Origin of the sequence: Methyloferula stellata AR4 (genome assembly GCF_000385335.1) — a bacterium.
GTDB classification, from domain to species: Bacteria; Pseudomonadota; Alphaproteobacteria; order Rhizobiales; family Beijerinckiaceae; genus Methyloferula; species Methyloferula stellata.
This window is the reverse complement of the sequence record NZ_ARWA01000001.1, coordinates 2,674,713-2,697,754: the sequence shown is the minus strand read 5'-3', so window position 1 is coordinate 2,697,754 and position 23,042 is coordinate 2,674,713. Positions and strand designations below refer to the sequence as shown.

Below are 23,042 nucleotides of genomic sequence, written 5' to 3'. Positions count from 1 at the left end.
AACCTATGTCTCTAAACAAAGAGAGTGCCGGAAAGGGAGCCGATGAGGGCCGGCCGGCGCGCGAGGTATAAAGGCAGGCCGCGGGGCTGGCAAGACCGCGCAACAGGGCACTTTGTCTCTTTCCCCTGCCCCGCGACTCCCAAAAGGAACAATGTTTTCGGGGTCATAGGCCGAACCTCTTCAGACCCGACCGGAAGGCGTCGCCAGAGCCGCATCGATCACGCGGAGCTGGACCCGCTCGCGCCCGCCCCAGCGGTCGAGCGACAAGGTGCCTGCCAGATGGACCGCCTGCCCCCGCGCGGCCTCCAAGGCCATCCCCAGAGGCTCCCGCGCCGTCCTGAAGGCAATACCGTCGATCTTGGTACCGTCGCCCGCCTGCGCCCTCAGCCTTATATGGCCATTACCGACCTCTGCCACATCGATCAGCCGATGCGCGGGGAAGACGAAAACCGGCTCCGGATTGCCCTGGCCATAGGGGCCGGCGCGCTCGAGCGTCTCGAACAGAACGGGTTCAGCGCCGGCCGCCGTCAAAACCGCATCGACGAATAGCGCTTCCCCTGCCCGCGCATGCACCACGTCCTCGGCAAGCCGCGCCTCCAGAAAGGCGCGGAAATCGCTAAGCCTCTCGCGGGTGATCGTGAGCCCCGCCGCCATGGCATGGCCGCCGCCTTTGACGAGCAAGCCCGCCTCGACCGCCGCGCGCACGGCGCGGCCAAGATCGATTCCCGCAATCGAGCGGCCGGACCCGGTGCCGGTCTCGCCGTCGAAGGCGATCGCAAAAGCCGGACGGCGGAATTTCTCTTTGAGGCGAGAGGCGACGAGCCCGACGATCCCCGGATGCCAGCCGTCGGATGCGGTCACGATGGCGGCGCCTTTATCTTCGAGGCCGAGCAGACCCAGGGCTTCCGCCTCGGCCGCTTCCAAAGTGGCGGCTTCAAGCACCTGGCGTTCGCGGTTGAGCCTGTCGAGCTCTTCGGCGATGCGCCGCGCCTCGGCTTCGTCGGTGAGGGTCAAAAGCTTGGCGCCGAGCGCCGCGTCCCCGATTCGTCCGCCCGCATTGATGCGCGGACCGATGACGAAGCCCAAATGATAGGGCCGCGGCGGGCCGTCCATGCCGGCGCAATCGAAGAGCGCCTTGAGGCCGGGGCGGCCTCGCATCTGCATCACGGCGAGGCCCTTCGTCACGAAGGCGCGGTTGAGGCCCGTCAGCGGCGCGACATCGGCGACCGTCGCCAGTGCCACGAGATCAAGCCCCATCAGAAGATCGGGCTCGGGCCGCGCCTTGGTCCAGAAGCCGCGTTCGCGCAGTACCCGGTTCAACGCGACGAGCAGCATGAAGGCAACGCCCGCCGCGCAAAGCTGGCCCAGGCCAGACAGATCGTCTTGCCTATTCGGATTGACGACGATGGCGTCGGGCAAGAGTTCAGGGGCCTGATGATGATCGACGACGATCGCGTCCACGCCCAGCCTTCGCGCTTCGGCCAGAGGCACATGGCTCATCGTCCCGCAATCGACCGTTACGAGACAGGTCACGCCGGCTGCCGCCAGCGCCTTGATCGCCTCGACATTCGGCCCGTAGCCTTCGAAAATCCGGTCCGGAATGTGGATGATGAAAGACGTGCCGCAGCTTTTGAAAAAACCAGCGAGCAACGCCGAGGAGGTTGCCCCATCGACATCATAATCGCCGAAAATGCCGACGCATTCGCCTGTTTGAACCGCCTTTGCGAGCCGTTCGACCGCTGGCGCCATATCGACGAGGCTGAGCGGATCCGGCATCAGGCGGCGCAGGCTCGGATCGAGGAAAAGCTCGGCCGTCTCCGGCGAGACGCCGCGTCCCGCGAGCACGCGCGCCAAAAGCTCGCTATGGCCATGGACCTGGGCAAGCGCGAGCGCACGGGCCTCGCCCGCGCCGTCGAGGCGGCCGCGCCAGGCAAAGCCACGGGCCGAGCGCTCGACGCCGAGTACGGGGGGGGGTTGAAACAAGGGAGCCGATTCGTTCACGTCTTGATCTTATCGGCTTTCACCTCGAAAATCAGATATCTTCGGCAAGGCTTTTCAAGGATTTCCCTCTAATGCTGCGGCTTTTTCTCAGTTTTTTGATTTTAGCGGGTCTGCAGGCCCAGGCGAAAGCCGATTGCAGCGAGGAGCTTAAGGGCATTTTGAAGCGGGTTTTGAACAGCGGGCCTTTTCATGTGGACGGCAAGATGTCGGCGAAATCCCACGACAGTGTTTTATCAGCCGACATGAATCCGCCGGACGCGATGCATACCCGTATCACAACCGGCAATAAGACCGTCGAGATGATGAAGATCGGTCCGAAATTCTGGACCAATGACGGGAAAGCCTGGCATCAAATGCCGGAGGCCTATGGCGCAATGGCCGGCAAGATGACCACGAGCCTCGAAGATATCGCGCCGGACTATGTTCAAGGCGCGCAATGTCTCGGCGAGAAGACGGTCGATGGACAGACCTATCTCGCCTATAGTTTCAAGCTCGACATGCAGGGTGGACTTTTCTCCGCCCAAGGCATGCTCTACGTCGATCCCAAGACCAATCTTCTGGCGCGGCAGATCATCGACGGCGAGATTTTCGGCATTAAAAACCACACCGAAAAACAGTTCACCTTCGATCCCTCGATCAAGATCGAGCCGCCGCCGAAATAGACCCGGCGAGCGCTTATGCGCTTGGCGCCTCGCGCTCGGCGTCGCGATGCACGTCGAAGACGCAGATGCCGGCATCCTTCTTGGGCATGCGCAGATGGTCGCGGCGGGCGATCGTCTCCCGCGTGTCCTCATAGCCGCTCTGCCAATGCTCGTTCATCGAGGTGCGCGAGAACTCGTAATCCTTGGCATGGCCTTCGTAGGATCTTTGCTGATAGATCAATTGCAGGATGGTGATCTCCGGCAGCGCGGACAAATCCTCCTTCAGCGCGCGATCCTCGTCCGACAAATGCTCTTCGGGGATTTTGCACAGCGCGTCGTAGGTTTTCTTCTTCCAGCCGAGCAGCTTTTTATAGACATCCGTATTGTAGCGCGTGCGCGACGAATAGGTGATGTCCTTCTGCCGTCCCATGACGTCTTGAAGGCTGCGCGGCAGGTCGCCGCGCGCGCTGAAGAGATCGACCTGGAAGACGAGCTTGTTCAGCTTGTCTTCTTCTTCGAGCAGATGCTGCAAGGGCGTATTCGAGACGAGACCGCCGTCCCAGAAATAATCGGTACCGACTTTGACCATCGGCAGCGCCGGCGGCAGAGCCCCGCTCGACATAATATGTTCCGGCTCTATGTGATCTGTCGCATTGTCGAAATAGACGAAATTGCCGGTGAGCACATTCACGGCGCCGACCGAGAACCGGATATGCGTCGGATCATTGATGAGATCGAAATCGACGAGTTCGAGCAATGTCTGGCGCAAGGGCGCGGTATCGTAATAGCTGAGCGCGGTTTTGGCACCGGATGCGCTGAACACGGGCGACGTCTTCCAGGGCGCGAAGAATCCCGGCTGCCCGAGCGCGATCGTGTACCAGGAACTCAAGAGATTACGCATCTGCCGGTAAATATCGCCGTCGGGCGTATAGTAGCTGACCTTGCGGTCTGTGATGCATTCCCAGAATGTGCGCAGCCGCTCCAACCGGCGCTCCGGCCTATTGCCCGCGATGATGGCCGAATTGATCGCGCCGATCGAGACGCCCGATACCCAGTCGGGCATGATGCCCGCTTCCTCAAGCGCCTGATAGACGCCGGCCTGATAGGCGCCGAGCGCGCCGCCGCCTTGCAGCACGAGGCCGATCCGGTCGCAGCCTTCGGGACGCCAGCCGCGGCCCGAATGAATATCGGTTTTGGGAGTCAGGGCATCCATGCGCGTTCACCTTTTCGTTGCGAGCCACCGCCGCGATTTCGCGCAAATAGAGTGCAGTCTGTTCATCGGCTGGCCGGCTGCTCCGCCTCATGAAACGCACGCGCTGCGACAGCACCATGACAAAAGGACCAAGATCGCCAAATTCAGTGCTGTCGAAACCTTGGAGCGGCCAGACCCTCTCGTTAAAGTTATTAAAGAAAGAGCTTCATAAAAGGGTCACGGTGATTTTACGTGATCCGTTCAAGCTATTGTGCAGCTTGAATGGCTGGCGTTTTAGAGCCCTAATCGAGGCGCACGCTGAAGTGCAGCCTCGCACAAGCAGGCGGTTTTCGCGCGGGAGAAACATATGTTGAAAGGCAAATCGGCGGTCGTCACTGGCTCGACGAGCGGCATCGGATTGGCGATTGCACGGGCGCTCGCGAAGGAAGGCGCCAATGTCATGATCAACGGCTTTGGCGAGAAGGACGCGATCGACAAGGAGTTGGCCGGCATCAAGCAGGACTTCGGCGTGACCGCGGTCTATTCCGCTGCCGATATGTCAAAGCCGGATGAAATCGCTGCCATGATCGCGACGGCGCAGGCCGATCTCGGCTCCGTCGATATTCTCGTCAACAATGCCGGTATTCAATACGTCTCGCCGATCGAGGATTTCCCTGTCGAGAAATGGGATGCGATCATCGCGATCAATCTGTCGTCCGCCTTCCACACCATTCGCGCCGCCGTTCCCGGCATGAAGGCCAAGGGCTGGGGCCGGATCATCCAGACGGCGTCGGCGCATTCGCTCGTCGCATCGCCGTTCAAATCGGCCTATGTCGCCGCCAAGCATGGCATCGCGGGCCTGACGAAGACCGTCGCGCTCGAACTGGCCCAGCATAAGATCACCTCGAATTGCATCAGCCCCGGCTATGTCTGGACGCCGCTCGTCGAAAAGCAGATTCCCGATACGATGGCCGCGCGTCACCTGACCAAAGAGCAGGTGATCCACGACGTGCTTCTCGCCGCCCAGCCGACGAAGCAATTCGTGACGGTCGAGCAGGTCGCCGCCTTGGCCCTCTTCCTCTGCTCCGACGCAGCAAGCGAGATCACCGGCGCCAATATTCCGATCGACGGCGGCTGGACCGCCGAATAATCACCCGCTCCCCGATCCTCTCCCCATTCGGAGGTCTCATATGAAGAAGGCAGACGTCATCAAGCTCCCGTCGATGCCGCTCGGAAGCCCCAGCTATCCCGCCGGGCCCTACCGGTTCATCGATCGCGAATATATGGTCATTTCATACGAGACCGACCCCGAAGCCATCCGCACGCAATTGCCGGAACCGCTGGAACCGGCCGATCAGGCGATCGTCCATTACGAATGGATCCGGATGCCGGATAGCTCCGGCTTCGGCGACTATACGGAATCGGGTCTCGTGATCCCCTGCCGTTATAAGGGCGCGGACTATAATTTCGTCTCGCAAATGTATCTCGACGACGATCCGCCGATCGCCGCCGGCCGCGAGATCTGGGGCTTTCCGAAGAAATACGCGCATCCGAAGCTCGAGGTCGTCCACGATACTTTGACCGGCACGCTGACCTATGCCGGGCAGACCGTCGCCATGGGCAGCATGGGCTATAAGCATCACAGCATGACCGGCAATGGCGATCGCACCGTCGCCACTTTGTCGAAGACGCAGATCAATCTGAAAATCATTCCGAGCGTGACGGGCGAGCCCGAAATCTGCCAGCTCGTTGCGATCAACCTGACCGAGATCGTGCCGAAAGGCTCATGGTCGGGACCGGGCCGCTTGCATCTTGTGCCGCATGTCAATGCGCCGGTCGCCGATTTCCCGGTGCGCCATGTGATCGGCGCGCATCATTTCATCGCCGATCTCACCCTGCCCTATGGCCGCGTGCTCTACGACTATACCAAGGCCGAGGCGGAGCAAGAGAGCGAAGAAAAGCGCATTCTGATGGCCGGCGAATAAAGCCGCTTTCGCTTCGACGCCTCATCATCCCGGAAAGCCTCCAGCTTTTCGGGATGATGCTCACTCCCGCTCGATGCGTATGAGCTGCGGCTTTTCGGCGAGATAACCGTCGGCCACGACGGATTCGAGCGCCTGCCGGATCGTCTTCTCGTAAGTCGCATAGGTGATGAGCACCACCGGCACCGGATCGAGCGTGGCGGCCTTTGCACGCGACCCGGATACATTGCGCTGGACGATGCTCTCCAATGAAATGCCGTTCTCGGCCATGCGCGTCGCGATCGCCGCGGCGGCGCCCGGCCTGTTATGGACCGAGAGCCGGACATAATAGCCGCCCTCATGCATTTGCAGCGGGGCACGCTGCAAGGGCGCCAAGTCAGCCACGGGCAAGCCAAATGGCGCTATATGAGACCCGCGCGCCAGATCGGCGAGATCGGCGACGACAGCCGATGCCGTGGCCTCTCCGCCAGCCCCTGGCCCCGCCAAAGTCAGTTCATGTACTGCATCAGCATTAATGCTTACAGCATTGATAACGCCCATGATTTGTGCAATCGCCGACGACTTCGGCACCATAGTCGGATGGACCCGTTGCTCGATGCCTGACAGCGTCTTCTGCGCGACGCCCAAGAGTTTGACGCGATAGCCCAATTCGTCGGCGGCCTCGAGATCGGCCAGCGTGATCGTCTCTATGCCTTCGATCGCGATGGCGTCGGGATCGATCGTGGTGCCGAAGGCGAGCGCTGTGAGGATCGCGAGCTTGTGCGCCGTATCGAACCCGCCGATGTCGAAGGTCGGGTCGGCCTCCGCATAACCCAGCTCCTGCGCTTCGCGCAGGCAGGCAGCGAAGCTCAATTTCTCGGTTTCCATGCGCGATAGGATGTAATTGCAGGTACCGTTCAAAATGCCGTAGATGCGCTCGATCGCATTGCCGGCAAAACCCTCGCGCAAGGTTTTGATGACGGGAATCCCGCCGGCGACCGAAGCCTCAAAGGCCAGCGCCACGCCCTTTTCCTCGGCGGCGCGCGCGAGCGCCATGCCATGTTTGGCGAGCAGCGCCTTATTGGCCGTAACAACGGATTTCCCTGCCGCGATGGCAGTCTCGACGGCGGCACGCGCCGCGCCCTCCTCGCCGCCGATCAGCTCGACGAAAACGTCTATATCGGGGCTCGCCGCCAGCGCGACCGGATCATCGAACCAGGCAAAGCGCGAAAGATCGATGCCGCGATCCTTGTCGCGCGCCTTGGCCGACACGGCCGTGACCTCGATCCTTTGTCCGGTGCGCGCGGCAAGCGCTTGGGCGTGCCTGTCGAGCAGCCGCACGACCGCCGTGCCCACGGTGCCAAGGCCCGCAATCCCGACGCGCAAATGTCTCATCATCGATTTGATCGCTCGCAATGGGCCGGAAGATGCCCGCTTTTGCCTGAAATCCAGCCTGCCATCAAGGCGCCTCGACGGTAGACGCCGCCGCTTCTTACATTGATTTTTGGCCCCGACAGGGTATTAGAGCGCAGGCATTTGCAGAGGCTGTGCTGCAAGCGAGCATTTTCCCACAAACTGGTCTCAAGTTTGCTTTGAAAATGCAACGAGGAATTCAGGGGTCACAAATGGCGACGATCGATCTTAAAGGTGACTGGAGCGATGCTGACGTTTCCGCTCTGCTCGCGTCCGTGAAGGACGACCGGGAATGGCGGCTGGAAATCGATGCAAACGGCATCGTCTCCCTGCACGATATGACCGCCAACCCCACGGGCGACGATTACGACCAGGCCCTGCACGGGTTTTTCGAGATCTGGAGCGCCGGCACCGATTTCGTCGGCAAGAGCGCCGCGGGCGATAAGGACCTCGTCGGCAAAATCGCAAAGGCGATCCGCGAGAACTATCCGAAGCTCAAGGGCACCGAGAAGTTCATCTACGTCGCGCTTTAGAATCGATATCTCAAGGCGTCCAATTCCAAACCCTCATCCTGAGGAGCTTGCGCAGCAAGCGTCTCGAAGGACGAGGGTTTGAGTCATGGGGTTCGGCCCTTACCCTGCGACAAGCCAGGCGGGATCAAACCAGCTGTCGGCTTCGCCGTCATAGGGCAGCCGGTTGATGTCCCAATGGCGGATGAGGCGGGCATAGGCGGCATAGACCGACGGTCCGCCACCGATATAGACGATACGGTCCTGGAAGGGCGCCAGCGCCTCTTCCGGCGTCTGCGACGAGCGGATCGTTACGATCGTCCGATCTGTGAAGGCAAAGCTTGGGACCGACGCATAGGTCTTTGGCCCCATCAGCAGCACATGGCCGCGCGTCATTTCGAAAAATCGCGCCACATCCTCCCTGAATTCCGGCCTTTTATCGCCCTCCCAGGGCAATTTGCCGTCGAGGCCGAACTGGCCCCGTACCCCTATGGCGATCATGGCACGAACATCAGGCATAGCTTGCCTCCGAAAGGACGGGTGGACTAAAAGGCGGCTTAGATTTTGCTTCGACCCGGCAAACCTCGTGACGAGGACGGCCGCGACTTAATGGAGAGAACGAGTGGCAGAGGAAGAGGCAGCAGCACCGACACGCAGCATCGTCGCGTCCGTCGATATTAAGGACTATCCGATCGAAAAAATCTGGCGCGCGATCACCGATTCCGAGTGTATCGCCCTTTGGTTCATGAAGAACGATTTGAAGCCGGATTTCGGTCATAAATTCACGCTCCGTGCACGGCCGATCGAACGCTGGGACGGCGAGTTCCAGTGCCAGGTTCTGGATGTCGAGGAAAACCAGAAGATTTCCTACACCTGGAAGGGCGGCGCGAAGGAACTCAAGGGCTTCGGTCACTACATCGATACCTTCGCTATCTGGACGATCACGCCCAATGAGGATGGCAGCTTCAAAGTGACCCTCACCCATGAAGGCTTCCCGGTCGACGAGGAAACCGACCGTTGCTTCGCCGAAATGGAAAAGGGCAGCAATAGCGTGCTTCGCACGCTCGCCAAGATGATGCCCGACTTCGACGAGGAATAGGCTTCGGCATCCGCCGAAAAGGCCGTCAGTTTAAAAGCGCCTTCATTCGTGAAGGCGCTTTTTATTTTGCAGCGGGCTTAGCGCACCATGTCCAAAACCCTCGAGGCTGCCGCGTAAAGCCGCTTGCGTATGTCGGCGAGATCGGCGCCGGTCGCGGTGACGTTCAGTTCCTTTTCATCGTTCGAACGGTAGACGACGATATCTTCGTCTTCCGCTTCGATCGTATCGATGGCGATGCCGATCTTTTCCGTCGTCGCATTGGCGCCTTCCGCGCGCATCACGAGCGCGGCCGCCGAACCCGGATGCCAACGGAACGGATCGAATCGTTCCAGCATCTCGTCGTAGGAGGAAATCAACGCCGGGATCAGATCGCCATTGATACGCAACACGATCGCCTGCCATTCCGGATCGCTGAAGCGGACCTTGTAATCGATCACCTTGGGGCCTTCGGCGGTCAGGATCAGCCGCGTGTTGAGCAGGCCCTTGAAGGGCCGACGCATGTTTTTCATTGCATTGATGGTCGGGCGCAGGATCTTTTGCAGGATCTGCTTTTCGATTTCCGGCGTCACGGACGGCGCTGGCGACAGGCTGCCGCGATAGAGGCCCGGACCTTCGGGGTCCCAATCGTCCGTTGCCGACGTCATCGGCAGCACGATATGACCGTCGGTGACGGCGCAATAGCTGACTTCAGGGCCGGTCAGAAATTCTTCGAGGAAAATTTCGAGATCGCCCGCCGCGAAATGCGCGGCGACCGCGGCCTTGGCCTCTTCTTTCGTCTTGCAGATCGCGACCCGCGATCCGTCGACGGCGAAGTCGCCCTTCACCACGATCGGCAGCTCGCTCGCGTCTATATGTGCATCCGCCGAGGCCTGATCGGTGACGCGGACGAACTTCGCCATCGGAATATTGCCGGCTTGGCAGACCTCCCGCGAGAAAGCCTTGGATGTCTCGAGCCGCACGGCGCCCATATCCGGCCCGAAAGTCGCAAAGCCGTTGCGGTTCAGCATATCGACAATGCCGATCGACATGGTCTGCGTGTTGCTGACAATGATGAAGTCAATGTCGTTTTCTTCGCAGAAGGAGGCGATCGTATGCACGGCCTTGAGGCTGATCGGCACGCATTCGGCGATGAGCCCGACACCGATATTGCCCGGCGCGCAATAAAGCTCTTCGAGGACGGGCGACTCGCTGAGTTTCCAGCAGAGCGCATGCGCACGCGCGCCGTCGCCAATCACCAAGACATTCATCACAAGCCCCGTTTCTTCCGAGCCTTTCGGGCATCAAGCCGAATGGCCATGCGGCAGCGCGCAAAAACGCGTCGCGGGCACTCTTAAAGCAGCCCGTCCGCAAATCAAAGAACCGGGGCTTTCGGCCAACCCGCCAATTTGACGCAGAGTGATGATTTTTGGAGGCTTTGGGCGGGCGCGAAAAGCCAAAGACTTATTGCGTCGCCGTCGCCGGCTTCGGTTTGCTTGTCGAAGCCGAAGCCGCCGGAGCCGGCTTGATACCGGCCTTTTTATCAGCGCTCACGCGCGCGCTTTCGAGCTCCGTCTCCAGATCCTTGAGTTCGGCCGGCGTTCTCGGCTTCGGCCGCTCGGGATCGGTACCGGTCACCGGCTGGAATTTGAGCTTCTCTCTGTCGGGCCGGTGCTCTTTCACGAAATCCTTCGCTTCGGGCACATCGGCCCAGATGCGCGTCTGCATGATCGTATCGAGCGGCGTGTTGCGATGCCGTTCCTTCTTGGGCTTGTCCTGGCCGTCCTTGGGCTTTTGCTGATCGCCGGCCGCCGCCTGCGGCTTGTCCTGCGCGAAGGCCGGGCCGGCGGGCAAAGAGAGGCTGATGCTCAGGCCGAGACAGGCCAGCGCAAATCGGCAAGATTTTGGGAAAACCAGCATGACTTTCGTCCAGCCTTGTTCCAATCCTCGGATATTCGGCTCATCTTTAAGTGGTAATCAACTAGCGCTTTATTATGTCTGAACCGAGACCGGGGACTTAGACGCGCGGGGCAAGAATTGACCATGGACCAGAATGGGATCAACGAGCCTCCGGCGCAGGACGAAGACGGCGGACGCAAGAAAAAGAAAAAGAAGAAGAAGCCCTCGCAAGAGAAGCAGTTGCGCAAGGAGCGCAAAGCGGCCAAGCTCGTCAAGAAGAACAATAAATTATTTGCCGATCTCAAAAATGGCACGCCCGCGGTCAAGGTTGAAGAGCCACGCCCGACGCCTGCCGGCGCGCCTAGGGAGCCGCCTCTGACCGAGCCTGCGCCTCAAAAAGAGACCGGCAAGAACGGCACGCCGGATTTCGACAAGCTTGCCGCCAATGTGGCCGAACTCCTTGGCCAAAGCGGCAAGATTTTCGCCTCTTATCTTCAGCCTTTTGAGGCCTCCGAAACGCGCCAAGAGGCCTCGAACGAACTGACCAACGTGGTGCGAACGCTTGGCCGCGTCGCGGAACATTGGCTGAGCGATCCAGCGCGGACGCTCGAAGCGCAAGGCGCCTTGTCCAGCAATTTCCTCGGTCTCTGGGCCCAAACCTTGCGGCGTTTCTCGGGCCAGCCAGAGCCGCCCGTCGTTCCACGCGATCCGGCCGACAAGCGCTTTGCCGCGCCGCAATGGCAAAACAGTCCATTTTTCGATTTCTTCCGTCAGGCGCATGCGATCGCGACCACCTGGGCAGACGATCTCGCGGCCCGTGCGGAAAGCCTCGATCCGCATACGCGCGACAAGGCACGATTTTATCTGCGGCAGATTTCAGGCGCGCTGTCGCCCTCGAATTTCATCGTGACGAACCCGGAGCTTTTACACGAGACGCTGTCCAGCAATGCGGAAAATCTGCTGCGCGGCATCAGCCTCCTCAACGAGGATCTCGAAGCCGGCAAGGGCACGCTCAAGATTCGCCAAACCGACATTTCGAAGTTTCAGCTCGGGGTCAACATGGCTGCGACGCCCGGCAAGGTCGTCTTCCGCAACGATCTGATCGAACTCATTCAATATGCGCCGACGACAGAGACGGTCTGCAAGAGGCCCTTGCTCATCGTGCCGCCGTGGATCAATAAATTCTATATCCTCGATCTCAATCCCGATAAAAGCTTCGTCCGCTGGGCCGTAGCGCAAGGGCTCACCGTCTTCATGATCTCCTGGATCAATGCGGAGGCGCGCCATCGCGACAAGGACTGGAGCGCCTATATGCGCGAAGGCATTTTCGCTGCGCTCGATGCGATCGAACAGGCGACCGGCGAGCGCGATGTGAATGCGATCGGCTATTGCGTCGGCGGAACTCTGCTCTGCGCGACGCTCGCCTATATGGCCGAGACGGAGGATAATCGCATCAAGAGCGCGACGCTGTTTACCGCGCAGACCGATTTCAGCGATGCCGGCGATCTCAAAGTCTTCGTCGACGAGGAGCAACTGGCCTCGCTCGAAGCCTCGATGAGCGATACGGGCTATCTCGACGGATCGAAGATGGCGTCGGCCTTCAACATGCTGCGGCCGAACGATCTCATCTGGTCCTATGTCGTGAACAATTATCTCAAAGGTCAGGTACCGGGGGCCTTCGATCTTCTTGCCTGGAATTCGGACTCGACCCGCATTCCCGCTGCCAATCATTCCTTCTATCTGCGCGGCTGCTATCTCGAAAACCGGCTTGCGAAAGGCGAAATGGAGATCGGCGGCAAGAAACTGTCGTTGGGCAAGATCAGGATCCCGATCTACAGCCTCGCGACGGCTGAGGATCATATCGCGCCCGCGACCTCGGTCTTTCTCGGCGCCAAATATTTCGGCGGCGACGTCCGCTATGTGCTCGCAGGTTCAGGCCATATCGCCGGCGTGATCAATCCGCCCGCGAAGCAAAAATATCAATATTGGACCGGGCCGCGGCCGGAAAGCACGCTGGAAGACTGGCGTCGAAAGACGGTCGAACATCCGGGAAGCTGGTGGCTCGACTGGATCGCTTGGGTCATCGCGCAGGCGCCGGAAAAGGTCGCGGCCCGCAAGCCTGGCGGCAAGAAATTGAAGCCGCTCTGCGATGCACCCGGCGATTATGTGAAAGTTATGGCGTGATCCGGACGTCTCGGCCGCCGTTCTTATATCTTACGGGGATTATCATGCGTCTCGTTTTCGGCCTGAGCTTCTTTGCGATGTCATTTGCCGCGTGGCCCTGTTTGGCGGCGGCGCCGTCGCTGTGCAAAGCCGACGAACTCACCGTCTTCTCCTGCTCGACCGGCGCGCATGTCGCGTCGATCTGCGCATCGAAAGACATTTCGAAAAGCGGCGGCACCATGCAATACCGCTATGGCAAGGGAGACAAGCTGGACTTGGTCTATCCCGATCCTGCCGCGAAACCCGCCGATGTCTTTACCTCTGGTACGCTGAGTTTTTCGGGCGGCGGCGGCGCCTGGCTGCGCTTCGACAAGGCGCCATACCGCTACACGATCTTCACCGCCATCGGGAATTGGGGACGCTCGGGCGGCAAGGCGGAAGCGCAAGGGGTTGCCGTGCAAAAGGACGGAAAAGACTTCGCGAATTTCCCGTGCCGCGGCGCCGTCAGCAGCGAAATCGGACCGGACCTTTTCGACAAACTCGGCTTGAAAACCGGCGATAGCGCTGATGAGTTCGACATTCCGGACGCGTTTTTTCCGAAATGATCGCTGCGGCTCGAAAGATCAGACCGATGCGTCCCGATCCTTGCCGCGCTTCAAAAACTCGGTCGCGTAATAGAGAAGCGCGGCAAGGCCGAAGGCGACGCCGGTCCAGCAGGTGAGCGTCCAGCCGCCCTGCGCGAAAGTGAGCCCCGCCAAGGCGGAGCCGATCGCGCCGCCGCCGAAGAAAAAGGCCATGAAAAGCCCGTTGAAGCGGCTGCGCGTCTCGGGCCCCAGCGCGAAGATCGCCCGCTGACTCGAAATCAGATTCATCGACACGCCCATGTCGAGCAGGATCGCGGCTCCTGCCAGCAAAAGCACGGATTGAATATGCGCGGCCCAAAGGCAGAGAATGAAGGAAAAGCCGACAAAGACGATCGCGGCGCCCGTCAGGGGTCTCGTCCAGCCGCGATCGGCCGCGCGTCCGGCGAGCGGCGCGACGAGCGCGCCGGCGGCACCCGCAAGACTGAAGAGCGCGATACCGCTTTGATCGAGACCAAAGGGATCGCGGACGAGCAGCAAAGGCACCGCCGTCCAAAACAGGCTGAAGGCGCCAAAGAGCGCGGCATGATAAAGCGCGCGGCGGCGCAGCAGCGGATATTCGACGATATAGCCCGGCAGCGAGCGCAGAATGCCGGCGTAGCTCAGCGTCGATGACGGCTTTCCTTGCGGAAGTTTCTGCCGCATCACGGCGGCGAGCACCGCCATGACCACGGCGGAAATGACGAAGATCGAACGCCAGCCGAACCAATGCGAGAGAAAGCTCGATATTGGCCGCGACAGCATGATGCCGAACAAAAGTCCGCTCATCACATTGCCGACGACGCGGCCACGATGTTCGTCGGGTGCGAGATTGCCGGCGAAAGGCACGATCACTTGTGCGACGACCGATGTGATGCCGACGAGCAAGGACGCGGCAAGCACGAGCGCCGATGAAAACGCGTAGGCAAGCCCGAGAAGCGCCAAGGTCAACAGAGACAGGATCGTCACGATCAAGCGCCGGCCGGTGACGATATCGCCGAGCGGCACGACGAAGATCAGCCCGAGCCCATAGCCGATCTGCGTGAACGTCACGAGCAGGCCTGTGGCGGAAGCCGGCAGTCCGATGTCTTCGGCAACCCATCCGGCCAAAGGCTGAATGTAATAGATATTGGCCACGATCAGCCCGCAGGCGACGGCAAGCAACAGGGTCAGCGGCCCGGTGATGACCGGCGTGGGCGCAGGCGGAACTTTGATGGTTTGATTCATGTCACCGCTCACTTGCGGAGCGTCATACGCGGGCTTGACCCGCGTATCCAAGCATCGATGCATGCATCAATAAGGCTGTGCCTGGATGCCCGGCTCAAGGCCGGGCATGACGCGCGGAAAGATCGTTTTTATCGAGCCCGAGCATCAGGCTCATGTTTTGAACGGCCGCGCCGGATGCGCCCTTGCCGAGATTGTCGAGCTTCGCGACGAGCACGGCCTGACGCTGAGCTTCATCGCCGAAGACCGATAATTCGAGATCGTCGCGCCCGTTCAGAGATAGAGCTTCGATACGTCCGGAACCATTGTCCGTCATCACACGAACATGAGAGGTCGTGCCGTAGCGCGCTTTTAACGCAGCCTCCAGATCGGCGGCTTTCGGATGCGCCGGCAGTTCGTCCAGAAAGAGCGGTATGGAGACGAGCATGCCTTGCGCGAAATTGCCGACCGACGGCACGAAGATCGGCCGCCGCGTGAGGCCCGCGTAAGTCTCGATTTCGGGCAGATGCTTATGGTCGAGCTTCAAGCCATAAAGCTCGAAATCGGGCGCCGTCTTTTTCTCGTAGGACTCGATCATCGACTTGCCGCCGCCGCTATAGCCGGAGACGGCATTGATCGTGACGGGGAAATCGGCAGGCACCAGACCGGCATCGACGAGCGGCCGCAACAGCGCGATGGCGCCCGTCGCATAGCATCCCGGATTTGCGACGCACTTAGCCTTTGCGATGGCGTCGGCCTGCCCCGGCGCCAGCTCAGGAAAGCCATAGACCCAGCCCGCCGCCACGCGATGCGCCGTCGAGGCATCGAGAAGCTTCGGGGCTTTGTCGCCGAGCGTAGCTGCGAGCGCCACCGTCTCTTTGGCAGCATCGTCTGGCAGGCAGAGGATGACGAGATCGACCTCGCGCAGCAAAGCCAATTTGGCCTCGGGAGTCTTGCGATCCTTATCGGCGAGGCTTTTGAGCTCGATGCCCGGCATGGCGGCGAGCCGCGCGCGAATGCCGAGGCCCGTCGTGCCCGCTTCGCCATCGATGAAGATTTTCGCCATGCCGCACATCCCAAAGAAAAATTCGAACTACGGTGCGCGAACCTTCTCCCTGTGGGAGAAGGTGCCGAGCGAATGCGAGGCGGATGAGGGGTTACGGTCTCTCAACACCAAGACAGTAACCCCTCACCCGGCTTGCTCCGCAAGCCACCCTCTCCCACAGGGAGAGGGATCGCACAACCGCCATGACAGCCAATAAAAAAGGCGGCCGTGGCCGCCTTTTGATTCCGGGAACGATGATGAAGATCAACGTTTCGAGAATTGGAAGCTGCGGCGGGCTTTCTTCTTGCCGTATTTCTTGCGTTCGACGACGCGCGAGTCACGCGTGAGGAAGCCTTCCTTTTTCAAGACGGATCGCAGCTCCGGCTCATAATGCGTGAGCGCCTTGGCAAGACCATGACGCACGGCGCCCGCCTGCCCCGACAGGCCGCCGCCGGCGACGCTGACGATCAGATCGTATTGATCGACGCGTTTTGCAACGCCCAGCGGCTGCTGCAAGATCATGCGCAGCACCGGACGCGCAAAATAGACTTCGAGCGGACGGCCATTGATGGTCGTCTTGCCGGAGCCGGGCTTGATCCAGACACGCGCGACGGCATCCTTGCGCTTGCCCGTCGCATAGGCGCGGCCCTGCGGATCGAGCTTTTGCACATAATGGGCGGCTTCGGCCTGCGGCGCCGCGGCGCCCTTCAGATCCTGCAGCGAAGACAGGGTTTCGGCCATCAGGCGATCCTCACATTCTTGCGGTTCATGGCACCAACATCGAGCGTCTCGGGCGTCTGGGCCTCATGCGGATGCGCGGGCCCCTTATAGACGCGCAGATTGCCGAGCTGCTTGCGGCCGAGCGGGCCGCGCGGCAGCATGCGCTCGACGGCCTTTTCGACGATGCGCTCAGGGAATTTGCCATCAAGGTGGAAGCGCGCCGTGCGCTCTTTGATGCCGCCTTGAAAGCCCGTGTAGTGATAATAGACTTTGTCTTCGCGCTTGCGGCCGGTGAAAACTACCTTCTCGCAATTGATCACGATGACATTGTCGCCATCGTCCATATGCGGCGTGAAGGTCGCCTTATGCTTGCCGCGCAGCCGCATCGCGATCAGCGAAGCCAGCCGGCCGACGACGAGGCCCGTCGCGTCGATGAGAATCCATTTCTTCTCAATATCCGACGCTTTGGCCGAATAAGTTCTGCCATACATAGATGTAATCCGTTTGTAACTCGTGGCCGGGATCTTCCCGTGCCTGAGGAATGGCAGCTTATAGAGTCGCTTTGAATTCACGTCAAGGCCACGAATTATCATAAATTCAATGGCTTAATGATGATGGTTTTATAATACCACATCAGGCAACGTGAATTGATCCGCTCAAGCCTTCAGTCTATAAAAACACTAGAATAATCCCGCTCGACCCAGGAAACAGCTTATGACAGATCTCATCGCTCCCCCAGGCTTTGCCACACAGGCGGTTCATGCCGGCGCGCGGCCCGACCCGACGACGGGCGCCCGCGCCACGCCGATCTATCAGACAACCTCCTTCGTGTTCGAGGATGTCGATCATGCGGCGGCTCTGTTCGGGCTGCAGGCCTTCGGCAATATCTATACGCGCATCACCAATCCGACCAATGCCGTTCTGGAAGAGCGCATCGCCGCGCTCGAAGGCGGCACGGCTGGATTGGCCGTCGCCTCCGGCCACGCCGCGCAATTGCTGGTGTTCCATACATTGCTCGAACCGGGCGACGAGATCGTCGCCGCGACGAAACTTTACGGCGGCTCGATCAATCAGCTCAATCATGCCTTCAAGAAATTCGGCTGGGGCGTGAAATGGGCCGATCCCGATGATCTGCCGAGTTTCGCCGCGGCCATCACGCCGAAGACGAAAGCGATCTTCATCGAATCCATCGCCAATCCGGGCGGTGTCGTCACCGACATCGAAGCGATCGCGGCGATCGCGCATGAGAAGCATCTGCCGCTTGTCGTCGACAATACTTTGGCTACGCCCTATCTCGTGCGGCCGTTCGAGCATGGCGCCGATATCATCGTGCATTCGGCGACGAAATTTCTGGGCGGCCATGGCAATTCGATCGGCGGCCTCATCGTTGACGGCGGCACGTTCGATTGGATGGCGGATCAGCGCTATCCGAGCCTCTCCGCGCCGCGTCCCGAATATGGCGGCATGGTGCTCGGCGAGGTATTCGGCAATTTCGCTTTTGCGATCGCCGCGCGCGTTCTAGGCCTGCGCGACCTTGGCCCGGCGCTGTCGCCCTTCAACGCCTTCTTGATCTTGACCGGCATCGAGACTCTGCCGCTGCGCATGCAGCGCCATTCAGAAAACGCGCTCGCCGTCGCCGAACATCTCGCCCAGCATAATGCCGTCAATTGGGTGAGCTATCCGGGCTTAAGTGGCGACCGCTATCATAACTTGGCCAAGAAATATTGCCCGGCAGGCGCTGGCGCCGTGTTCACCTTCGGGCTCAAAGGCGGCTATGACTCTGGGATCGCGCTGGTGAAACGGCTGAAGCTCTTTTCGCATCTCGCCAATGTCGGCGACACGCGCTCGCTCGTCATTCATCCCGCTTCGACCACGCATCGGCAATTGGCCGACGACCAGAAGATATTGGCGGGCGCCGGCCCAGATGTCGTGCGACTCTCCGTTGGTATCGAGGACAAGGCCGATCTCATCGCCGATCTCGATCAGGCGCTATTGGCGGCATGATCCGGCGACAAAGCCTGCCGGTAGACGACAGCCTTGCCAAGCACCAGCATGGCGAAGGCCTGATGCAGCAATCCCGCCCAGAGCGGAACGGCAAGCAGCAAAGTCGCGATTCCAAGCGCGGCTTGTACCACGACGAGGGCGAAGAGGGTGAAGCCACGCAAGGCCAGCTTGCCGCCATATCGCGCGACAGCAACGGCTTGGATCGCAACAAGCGCGAGAAGCGTGTAAGCGACCAGCCGGTGGTCGAGCTGCACGAGCGCGACATTGTCGGTGAGATTGCGCCAGAGCGGCGTGAGGCTTGTGAGAACGTCTCGCGGGGGAATGAAAGCCCCATCCATCAAGGGCCAGGTGTTATAGACGCGCCCTGCCCTCAGGCCCGCGACGAGCGCGCCAAGCCCGATCTGTACGAAGACCACGAAGACGATCAGGCTGCCGAAGCGCCGCAAGCCCGGCGAGGTATTTGCTGGCGCGGCGCGCGTTACCGAAGCGGCAAGCCACACGAGGCAGGCGAAGGTGAAGCTCGCCAGCAGAAGGTGGATCGCAAGCCGCTCCTGTGTGACCTCGACGCGCTCCGAAAGCCCGGAGGAAACCATCCACCAGCCGACGAAGCCTTGCAGCCCGCCAAGTGCGAATATGCCGAGGAGTTTCAGCTTCAACGCGTTCGAAAGACGGCCCGCCGCCCAGAAGCCGATGAAAGGGATGAGCAGCGTGAAACCGAGCAAGCGGCCGATGAGTCTATGGCTCCATTCCCAAAAATAAATGAACTTGAAACCGCCCAGATCCATGTCCGGAAACAATGCGGAAAATTGCGGGATCTGTTTATATTTGGCGAATTCGGCTGCCCAATCCGCCTGGCTGAGCGGCGGGATCACGCCGGTCACCGGCTTCCATTCGGTGATTGAAAGCCCTGACTCGGTAAGCCGCGTCGCACCGCCGACGACGACCATCAAGAAAACCAGCGCCGCGAGGCTCCACAGCCAGATCGCGACCGGACGGACCGAGCGCGGCTTGGCTTCGGCTTTCGCGGTGGATACATCAAGGGCGAGATCGCTCATGAACGGCCTTCGTTAAGCGGAGCATTGACGGGGTGAACGAACGGACTTAAGCGCTCGTTTCGCATTAAGTCCATGCGCAGCCTGTCGCAGGGAGTCATAAAGTGCCACGTCGGATGCGCAAATTTCTGGGAACGATCCTGACGATCCTGTTTGTCGTGATCTATGCGCTTGTCGCGATGGCTCTGGCCCAAAGCCGGCTCATTCAAGGCGCGCCGGGGGTGCTGCAAGCTCTCTATTACGTCGTGCTTGGGCTCGCTTGGATTTTACCGCTGATGCCACTGATTAAGTGGATGGAGCGGCCTGATTGAGCTATAATTCGTTTATTATAACTTTTCCGAGTGATCAAATTGCGAAATCTTTTTTTGGGCTTCCTGTTTGCGACAATTGTCCAAGCCGCTTTGATTGCGCCCCCCTTCTTTGCTTGGGCACAAGCTCAAACACCTCCCACGCCACTCCCTCTACCATCAGACGTCGAACTCAATGCACTCGTGGACGCTCGCAATTGGAACGGCCTCGGCATGGCTTTCAACAAGCCGACGGACCCAGCTTCATTCAACAGAGGATTGGTTTGGCTGCGCAACCGTTTTTTCGGGGGCGGCGGCCTCATGGTCAGCCTTATCTATGCCCGCAACTTATGGCTCGCGGGCAGCCAACTCAATACGAGCGACCCGAACAAAGACATACGCCTGACGGCAGGAATGATGGCCCTTTATACTTTCGAGCAAATTGTGATCGACGGAGCAAAATGCGAGGATCAGACAGCGCCATCCCGTCGGATCACGCAAATGCTGACGACCAACCAAAAGGCAGCTTTGGATTTCGTGAAACAACAGCCGAATGAAACAAAGCTGAAGCTTGTAGATCTGGCCATAGCATTCGAAAATAAAACTGCCCCTTTGCGCAAGGATGACGACCTGATCTGCCGAGGCGGAATGGAGGAAATGAGGGTTGGCCTGGAAAGGGGAACCCAACATGAACTTCCGCCAGACGGGCATTACGGAAAGAACGTAGGGGTCGAAGCTCCGCCCGATTGGACACCGAAGTTTCGATCACCAGAAATCTATACGCCGATCCAAGAGAGCGCCCGGGCGAATATGCGGGCACAGTTGCTCAAGCTTGTCGACGCCGCGCCCATCGACCAGAAGCCGGCCGATCAGAAATAAGGCGCCTCAGGCCGCCGACACATGCCGCCCGCGATTCCAGAGCGCAAAAGGCGCACCGGACAGCAGCACTTCGACCATTTCCAATTTCTGCCACATGCCATTGATCGAAAGACGCGGCAGCGCCATCCGGTAGCGGTCGTGTTCAGGAAAGATCATTCCGGGCCGCGTCGTGACCGCGCTCGTAAACCGAAGCTCGCTTGCTAGCGCGAATTCCCGCGGGCCCGCGGAAGTCGGATCGCCGACCGGATAGGCAAGATGGCCGACCTCTTGTCCGAGCTTTTCCTCGAGCAGGCGGCGGCTCTCGGCAAGCTCATAATGCACAAGTGAGATATCATGCTTGGCGAGCATCGGATGCGTCAGAGTATGGACGCCAATCGTTGCAAGCGGGTGCTTTGCGATCTGCTCGAGGCCGCTCCAATCGAGGCAGAGATTTTCGACAAGGTCGCGCGCATCGATATTGGCAAGCCTTGCGAGCTCCGCAACCGTGTCGAGCAAAACCTCTTCCGGTCCGCCGCGTAACAAGCCATAGAGCGCCTCAAACGCCTGCGCCTTCTGCTCCGCGCTTTCCGTCGTAGCAATGAAATGCCGATCTCCGGCGATCACGTCGATCGACGGCAAGGCCCGGATCGCCTCTTCGAGTTCGACCCACCAGAGCCGCGCCGAGCGATCGGCATAGCCTGTCGTGACATAAAGCGTGAAAGGCGCGTTATGGCGCTCCAGCACGGGCAAGGCATGGATAGCAAAATCCTTATAGCCATCGTCGAAAGTCAAGGCGATGAACGGCCGCGCGGCCGGATCGCCAATCCGCGACAGCGCCTCGTCCAAGGACACGATGTCGAAACCCAAGGCGCTGACACGCGTCAACACCGCATCGAGAAAGTCAGGGGTGATTTCCAGAAGCCGGTTCGGCGCAAAAGCGTGCTCAACCCAAGGCCGCACATGATGGAACATCAGAATCGCACCCTGCCCGCGCGTCCAAGGCTCGACCAAACGGTGCAGTTTGGTCGCCTCGAAAACCGCGAAGCCCGCTGCGATCAATTGGCTTTTGCTCAACATGCTCTTCCTGCCCATCCCGAGACTTCATCGTTTATGCATGATCCTGGCAAGATGTCGTTGATCTTTCCTTGCTAGTTTCGAAGCGCAACACCGCAGCATGGTTAAGAAAATTAATGTCGCTCCTGGCATCCGGCGAGATCGTGACGGCACCGCAGATTGCGGCTTCCGAGAAGCGCCGCAGTCTCGGAGGCTTGCTCGAGGTTTGCGATGACCCGAGCCGCGCACTTTCCGTCTGGCAGGAACTCATCGCGGTTGCACCGGCGTCCCCCTATCAGACGCCAGGATTTCTCTTGCCTTGGCTTGCGACGCGCGGTGCCGAGGCCAAGATCGAGCCGCTGTTCATCCAACAAAGAGATGGTGGCGGTACGGCCTTGGCGCTGTTTTGTCTCGGTATCAAAAGCGTCGGGCCGTTTCGCGCAGCCGTGTTTCTCGGCGAGAAAGATTCGAATTTCAATTTCGCCTTGTTTCGGCCGGGCTTTGCGCCGGACCGCGCGGCGATCATTGCGATGCTTCACAGCGCGGCGCGGATGATGGGTGCAAAAGCGCCTGACTTGTTTCTTTTGCTGAACCAGCCTGTGGATTGGAACGGATGGCCCAATCCGCTCGCCACTCTTCCACGCCAATGGTCTCCGAGCTTTGCCTATAAGGCCACGCTCGGCTCGAACGCGGAGACATTCTTCAACGCCAAACTCTCAAAGGACACGCGTAAGAAATTGCGCAAGAAAGAAAATCGGCTCGCGGAGATCGGACCCGTCCGCTATGTCACCGCGGGCGGTGACAGCGCCATGCGGCAGAGGATCATTGAGGCCTTCTTCGCGCAGAAGATCGCGCGTTTCGAGACGCAAAAGATCGATGCCGGCTTCGATGGCGAGGCGATGCGAAACTTCGTCGAGACCGCGAGCCGGCCTTCGGACGCAAACCGTCTCGAACTTCATGCTCTGCTCTGCGGCGAAAACATCGTCGCCGTCTATGGCGGCGCGACGCACCAAACTCATTTCAGCGGCTTCTTCAATTCCTTCGACGCCGATCCCGAGATCGCGAAATCGAGCCCCGGCGATCTTCTGCTCTTGAAGCTCATCGCCGCGAAATGCGCGCAAGGCGTCACGACATTCGATCTCGGCATTGGCGAAGCGCGCTATAAGCAAATGGTCTGCGACGAGGCCGTGCCGCTCTTCGATTCCTTCATTCCAGTCACCTGGAAAGGCTCTATCGCAGCGATCATCTTGTCCCTGAGCCAGCGTGTCAAACGCGGCCTCAAGCAAAATCGGAAAGCCTTCGAGACCGCGCGGCGCCTGCGCGCGCTCTTATTTCGGAAGGCCTAA

General features: G+C 60.0%; 23 protein-coding genes. 11 read left to right on the top strand and 12 right to left on the bottom strand.

The window, feature by feature from the left end:
* Positions 1-180: 180 nt before the first annotated feature.
* Entirely contained in the window at positions 181-2,001 is a 1,821-nt protein-coding gene (gene recJ, locus A3OQ_RS0113275; protein WP_020175889.1) for a single-stranded-DNA-specific exonuclease RecJ, read from the bottom strand.
* A 71-nt stretch (positions 2,002-2,072) separates the two neighbouring features.
* Between recJ and A3OQ_RS0113270 the strand changes: the two genes are divergently transcribed.
* Complete coding sequence (locus A3OQ_RS0113270) at positions 2,073-2,663, top strand: hypothetical protein (RefSeq protein WP_020175888.1); 591 nt, start codon at positions 2,073-2,075, stop codon at positions 2,661-2,663.
* Between the two features lie 13 nt (positions 2,664-2,676).
* Here the strand turns inward: A3OQ_RS0113270 and A3OQ_RS0113265 are convergent, their stop codons facing one another.
* Entirely contained in the window at positions 2,677-3,855 is a 1,179-nt protein-coding gene (locus tag A3OQ_RS0113265) for a patatin-like phospholipase family protein (protein ID WP_020175887.1), read from the bottom strand.
* A gap of 346 nt (positions 3,856-4,201) precedes the next feature.
* On the opposite strand from A3OQ_RS0113265, the gene A3OQ_RS0113255 reads away from it, so the two are divergent.
* Together A3OQ_RS0113255 and A3OQ_RS0113250 are read left to right on the top strand one after the other, a co-directional pair.
* The gene (locus tag A3OQ_RS0113255) at positions 4,202-4,984 is read left to right on the top strand and encodes a 3-hydroxybutyrate dehydrogenase (RefSeq protein ID WP_020175885.1); all 783 of its coding nucleotides are present in this window, start codon (positions 4,202-4,204) and stop codon (positions 4,982-4,984) included.
* Positions 4,985-5,024: 40 nt separating this feature from the next.
* Entirely contained in the window at positions 5,025-5,819 is a 795-nt protein-coding gene (locus A3OQ_RS0113250; RefSeq protein WP_020175884.1) for an acetoacetate decarboxylase, read from the top strand.
* Between the two features lie 60 nt (positions 5,820-5,879).
* On the opposite strand, the gene A3OQ_RS0113245 is transcribed toward A3OQ_RS0113250, so the two are convergent.
* Positions 5,880-7,193 carry a homoserine dehydrogenase gene (locus tag A3OQ_RS0113245; protein WP_026595805.1) on the bottom strand — a complete coding sequence of 438 codons (1,314 nt, stop codon included), beginning with the start codon at positions 7,191-7,193 and terminating at the stop codon, positions 5,880-5,882.
* Positions 7,194-7,420: 227 nt separating this feature from the next.
* On the opposite strand from A3OQ_RS0113245, the gene A3OQ_RS0113240 reads away from it, so the two are divergent.
* Positions 7,421-7,741, top strand: a complete 321-nt coding sequence (locus tag A3OQ_RS0113240) for a hypothetical protein (protein ID WP_020175882.1) — start codon at positions 7,421-7,423, stop codon at positions 7,739-7,741.
* A 99-nt stretch (positions 7,742-7,840) separates the two neighbouring features.
* Here the strand turns inward: A3OQ_RS0113240 and A3OQ_RS0113235 are convergent, their stop codons facing one another.
* On the bottom strand, positions 7,841-8,236 hold the full coding sequence (locus tag A3OQ_RS0113235; protein ID WP_026595804.1) for a dihydrofolate reductase: 396 nt from the start codon (positions 8,234-8,236) through the stop codon (positions 7,841-7,843).
* A gap of 103 nt (positions 8,237-8,339) precedes the next feature.
* On the opposite strand from A3OQ_RS0113235, the gene A3OQ_RS0113230 reads away from it, so the two are divergent.
* Entirely contained in the window at positions 8,340-8,816 is a 477-nt protein-coding gene (locus A3OQ_RS0113230) for an SRPBCC family protein (protein WP_020175880.1), read from the top strand.
* A 77-nt stretch (positions 8,817-8,893) separates the two neighbouring features.
* Here A3OQ_RS0113230 and A3OQ_RS0113225 read toward each other — a convergent pair whose 3' ends face one another.
* Positions 8,894-10,063, bottom strand: a complete 1,170-nt coding sequence (locus tag A3OQ_RS0113225) for a phosphoribosylamine--glycine ligase (RefSeq protein ID WP_020175879.1) — start codon at positions 10,061-10,063, stop codon at positions 8,894-8,896.
* 193 nt (positions 10,064-10,256) lie between these two features.
* On the bottom strand, positions 10,257-10,712 hold the full coding sequence (locus A3OQ_RS0113220) for a hypothetical protein (RefSeq protein WP_152428440.1): 456 nt from the start codon (positions 10,710-10,712) through the stop codon (positions 10,257-10,259).
* Between the two features lie 123 nt (positions 10,713-10,835).
* Here A3OQ_RS0113220 and A3OQ_RS0113215 point away from each other — a divergent pair, with 123 nt between their 5' ends.
* Entirely contained in the window at positions 10,836-12,875 is a 2,040-nt protein-coding gene (locus A3OQ_RS0113215) for a PHA/PHB synthase family protein (protein ID WP_020175877.1), read from the top strand.
* Between the two features lie 44 nt (positions 12,876-12,919).
* On the top strand, positions 12,920-13,459 hold the full coding sequence (locus A3OQ_RS0113210; protein ID WP_026595803.1) for a hypothetical protein: 540 nt from the start codon (positions 12,920-12,922) through the stop codon (positions 13,457-13,459).
* 18 nt (positions 13,460-13,477) lie between these two features.
* On the opposite strand, the gene A3OQ_RS0113205 is transcribed toward A3OQ_RS0113210, so the two are convergent.
* The 4 genes from A3OQ_RS0113205 to rplM form a co-directional block, all read right to left on the bottom strand.
* On the bottom strand, positions 13,478-14,701 hold the full coding sequence (locus A3OQ_RS0113205; RefSeq protein WP_020175875.1) for an MFS transporter: 1,224 nt from the start codon (positions 14,699-14,701) through the stop codon (positions 13,478-13,480).
* A gap of 94 nt (positions 14,702-14,795) precedes the next feature.
* Positions 14,796-15,752: an N-acetyl-gamma-glutamyl-phosphate reductase gene (gene argC / locus A3OQ_RS0113200; RefSeq protein ID WP_020175874.1), complete on the bottom strand. Its 957-nt coding sequence runs from the start codon at positions 15,750-15,752 to the stop codon at positions 14,796-14,798.
* Between the two features lie 234 nt (positions 15,753-15,986).
* Positions 15,987-16,463: a 30S ribosomal protein S9 gene (rpsI, locus tag A3OQ_RS0113195; protein WP_020175873.1), complete on the bottom strand. Its 477-nt coding sequence runs from the start codon at positions 16,461-16,463 to the stop codon at positions 15,987-15,989.
* A complete protein-coding gene (gene rplM / locus A3OQ_RS0113190; RefSeq protein ID WP_020175872.1) occupies positions 16,463-16,933 on the bottom strand; it encodes a 50S ribosomal protein L13 in 471 nt (156 codons plus the stop codon). The genes rpsI and rplM overlap by 1 nt, the downstream gene beginning before the upstream one ends.
* 223 nt (positions 16,934-17,156) lie before the next feature.
* On the opposite strand from rplM, the gene A3OQ_RS0113185 reads away from it, so the two are divergent.
* The gene (locus A3OQ_RS0113185) at positions 17,157-18,446 is read left to right on the top strand and encodes an O-acetylhomoserine aminocarboxypropyltransferase (RefSeq protein ID WP_020175871.1); all 1,290 of its coding nucleotides are present in this window, start codon (positions 17,157-17,159) and stop codon (positions 18,444-18,446) included.
* Here the strand turns inward: A3OQ_RS0113185 and A3OQ_RS0113180 are convergent.
* Entirely contained in the window at positions 18,425-19,501 is a 1,077-nt protein-coding gene (locus A3OQ_RS0113180) for a COX15/CtaA family protein (RefSeq protein ID WP_020175870.1), read from the bottom strand. The genes A3OQ_RS0113185 and A3OQ_RS0113180 overlap by 22 nt on opposite strands.
* A gap of 101 nt (positions 19,502-19,602) precedes the next feature.
* Between A3OQ_RS0113180 and A3OQ_RS0113175 the strand changes: the two genes are divergently transcribed.
* Positions 19,603-19,809 carry a DUF2842 domain-containing protein gene (locus A3OQ_RS0113175; protein WP_026595801.1) on the top strand — a complete coding sequence of 69 codons (207 nt, stop codon included), beginning with the start codon at positions 19,603-19,605 and terminating at the stop codon, positions 19,807-19,809.
* Between the two features lie 39 nt (positions 19,810-19,848).
* Positions 19,849-20,664 carry a hypothetical protein gene (locus A3OQ_RS22325; RefSeq protein WP_152428439.1) on the top strand — a complete coding sequence of 272 codons (816 nt, stop codon included), beginning with the start codon at positions 19,849-19,851 and terminating at the stop codon, positions 20,662-20,664.
* 6 nt (positions 20,665-20,670) lie between these two features.
* Here A3OQ_RS22325 and A3OQ_RS0113165 read toward each other — a convergent pair whose 3' ends face one another.
* Positions 20,671-21,720 (bottom strand): polysaccharide deacetylase family protein, encoded by a 1,050-nt coding sequence (locus A3OQ_RS0113165; RefSeq protein WP_020175867.1) that lies wholly within the window; start codon positions 21,718-21,720, stop codon positions 20,671-20,673.
* A gap of 113 nt (positions 21,721-21,833) precedes the next feature.
* Here A3OQ_RS0113165 and A3OQ_RS22320 point away from each other — a divergent pair, with 113 nt between their 5' ends.
* Positions 21,834-23,042, top strand: coding sequence for a GNAT family N-acetyltransferase (locus A3OQ_RS22320; RefSeq protein ID WP_020175866.1), 1,209 nt, complete (start codon positions 21,834-21,836; stop codon positions 23,040-23,042).